The following is a 2102-nucleotide window of genomic DNA, read 5'->3' as shown; positions in this document are numbered from 1 at the left end:
GGGCGGGTTCGGGGGACGCGGCCAGGGCGTGGATGCGGCGGTGGGCGAGGGCCAGGAAGGCCAGCCACAGTCCGCAGCACAGGGCGCAGACGACGATCCCGGCCACCGAGACGCCGCCGTGCAGCGCGGTCTTCATGGCGAGTACGGCGGCCACCGCGCCGGACAGTGTCGTACGGCGCCACGCCAGGCGCGTCCGCTCGGGCTGCAGCCCCGGATCCCGTACGGGCTGCCCGGCCGCCCCGGCGCTCACCCCTCCCACCCGACGAGAACGACGACGACCATCGCCACGGCGACGACCGCGACCACGAGGCTCAGCACCGCCGGGAACCGTGACACCGGCAGGTCCTCGCCCCGGCGCATCGCCCGCTCGCAGCGCACCCAGTGGTTGACCGCGCGGAGCGAACACAGCACGCCCGCCGCGAGCAGCGCCAGCGCGAGACCGACCCGCCAGCCCCAGCGCAGGTCCGGCAGGAACTGGTCCACCGCGAAGCCGCCGCCGATGAGGGCGAGGGCGGTACGCAGCCAGGCCAGGAAGGTGCGCTCGTTCGCCAGCGAGAACCGGTAGTCGGGGGTGCCGCCCTCCTGCCGGACTTCCTGCGGCGCGAACCACAGCCGGACGTTCCGTACGAACTCGATCACATGCACGACCCTATCCGGGCGGCGGTCGAGGGGCGTTGTCAGTGCCGCCCGCTACGGTTCGGGGCATGGAACTTCCCACGTCACTGGCCGGGTACGCCATGCCCGGGCACGGCATCGCGCCCGCCGAGCGGCTGCTCGGCCTGCCCGGGTTCTGGCCGGCGTTCTACCTCCCTGTCTGGGACGAGTTCGCGGAGGAGCCGGAGCCCTTCGGGGCCGACTCGGCGGACGTCGACGAGGCGATCTCGGCACTCCACGGGGCGGAGCGGGTGTGGCCGGCGTTCCGCATACCCATGGCGGGCGGACATGTGCTGTGGATCGTCCACCGGAACTTCCCCGACGACGCGGGCACGGACTATCTGATCACCCACCCCGACTGGGACCGGCACGCCCACCTGGCCTCCCTCGACGGCCACTACAGCGGGCCGGGACTGTCCTGGTCCGAGCTGGTCGCGGTCGCCGGGTCCGCCCCGGCCGGCGCCGCGGGCGTCGTGGATCCGGCGCTGCGGCTGCTCCTGCTGCTGCCCGTCTTCGGTGACGCGGATGTGCCCGAGGCGGAGGCGATGGCCCGGACATCAGGTGCGCTCAGGGCGGTCGGGGTGGCCGAGGATGTGGCGCCGGAGGTGGCCGAGCAGCTTCTGGACCACCCGTTCTGGGACGGGCCCACGTGGACGGTGCGGGGCCGCAGCCCTCTCAGCGGAGGAGGAGCCGCGGCTGCGTCCGGCAGCCCGCTGGCGGTGTGCGACGGGCGGTACAGCCCGCGCACCGTGCCGGCCGGCCTGGGCATCAGGGCCGACCAGGAGCGGGCTCTGGCCGACGCGCTCGCGGGCCGGCCCCGGGCGGATCAGCCGGCCGCCGCCCGGTAGGCCTTCAGCCGCTCGTACGCGTCGAGCCCGTCCGGTACCCAGGTCCACTCCGTCAGCCGCCGCTCCACCTCGGCCTCGGGCAGGAAGTCGTGCCAGGCGACCTCCTCCACCTGGGGGCTCACCGGCAGCTCGCAGCGCACCTCGTACACCGCCGACCACCAGCTCTGTCCGGCGCCGTCGTCATAGAGGAACTTGAACAGGTACGTCGGCCGCGGCAGCCCACTCACCCCGAGCTCCTCCTCGGCCTCCCGCAGCGCCGCGTCCTCGTAGGTCTCGCCCGCGCCGACCACCCCGCCGACGAACATGTCGTACCGCGACGGGAACACCAGCTTTGTCGCTGTGCGGCGATGCACGAACAGCCGACCCTGCTCGTCCCGGGCCTCGATGAAGACACAACGGTGGCGCAGCCCCTTGTCATAGGCCTCACCACGCGGCGACTGCCCGACGACCCGGTCCTGCTCGTCCACGATGTCAAGAATCTCGTCAGCGGAACTCATGGACCCATCCAACCAGGACAACATCCCGCCCCCGCCGCCCCTACGCATCCCTGCGGGCGAGTGGGGGCTGGTCGCGCAGTTCCCCGCGCCCCTTTCTGGGGCT

General features: G+C 73.2%; 4 protein-coding genes. 1 reads left to right on the top strand and 3 read right to left on the bottom strand.

The annotated features are described in order from the left end of the window. Positions 1-250 (bottom strand): DUF202 domain-containing protein (locus L0P92_RS44045; RefSeq protein ID WP_234768749.1); only part of this gene is annotated, 250 nt, incomplete at its 3' end. Continuing rightward, positions 247-639 (bottom strand): YidH family protein, encoded by a 393-nt coding sequence (locus L0P92_RS44040; protein ID WP_048586074.1) that lies wholly within the window; start codon positions 637-639, stop codon positions 247-249. The genes L0P92_RS44045 and L0P92_RS44040, both read right to left, overlap by 4 nt. A 65-nt stretch (positions 640-704) precedes the next feature. Between L0P92_RS44040 and L0P92_RS44035 the strand changes: the two genes are divergently transcribed. Further along, a complete protein-coding gene (locus tag L0P92_RS44035; protein ID WP_234768748.1) occupies positions 705-1502 on the top strand; it encodes a hypothetical protein in 798 nt (265 codons plus the stop codon). Here L0P92_RS44035 and L0P92_RS44030 read toward each other — a convergent pair. Further along, on the bottom strand, positions 1481-1999 hold the full coding sequence (locus L0P92_RS44030) for an NUDIX hydrolase (RefSeq protein WP_234768747.1): 519 nt from the start codon (positions 1997-1999) through the stop codon (positions 1481-1483). The two genes, L0P92_RS44035 and L0P92_RS44030, sit on opposite strands and share 22 nt — an antisense overlap. Positions 2000-2102 lie beyond the last annotated feature (103 nt).

It is taken from the genome of Streptomyces muensis (genome assembly GCF_021474425.1).
Classification (GTDB): Bacteria; Actinomycetota; Actinomycetes; order Streptomycetales; family Streptomycetaceae; genus Streptomyces; species Streptomyces muensis.
The sequence above is the reverse complement of the archived record's forward strand: the minus strand, read 5'-3'. Positions and strand labels throughout refer to the sequence as shown.

Coding starts and splice junctions, on each gene's coding strand:
- L0P92_RS44035 (WP_234768748.1), top strand. CDS start 705: ATGGAACTTCCCACGTCACTGGCCGGGTACGCCATGCCCGGGCACGGC.
- L0P92_RS44030 (WP_234768747.1), bottom strand. CDS start 1,999: ATGAGTTCCGCTGACGAGATTCTTGACATCGTGGACGAGCAGGACCGG.